This is a genomic window from Pontimicrobium sp. MEBiC01747 (genome assembly GCF_053601635.1).
Map to the genome: position 1 here is coordinate 1 of NZ_JBSHNS010000060.1, position 326 is coordinate 326.

Annotated in this window: 1 protein-coding gene; it reads right to left on the bottom strand. The window is 27.3% G+C overall.

Going from position 1 to position 326, the window contains the following annotated elements; genetic code table 11:
• A partial coding sequence (locus ACVC2P_RS00955; protein ID WP_452596612.1) for a LolA family protein occupies positions 1 to 326 on the bottom strand: 326 nt, incomplete at both ends.

Consider the following 326-nt stretch of genomic DNA (forward strand, 5'->3'; position numbering starts at 1 on the left):
TGTATTTTTCTTCCTTTTACATTTTGAACAATATCCATTTTGTAAGTAAAGCCTTCTTCGTAAAATGAAAGCATTTTACTTGGCGTAATACTATTTTCGTCGTCTTCATTTTCATTAGAAATTGTTACTTCTTCGTCTGCAGGGCTAATGGAATACAATTTAGAACCATCAAAAATTCTAGTAATTCCTAATATATTAAGTTTATACTTGTCTTTTTGCAATGTAACATCTCCACGTGTTTCTTGCTTAATATTTTCTTTTTTCTTTTCTAATACATATTTAAAATCTATAGCAATATTATCATAGCTTTTTACTTTCTCTGATAC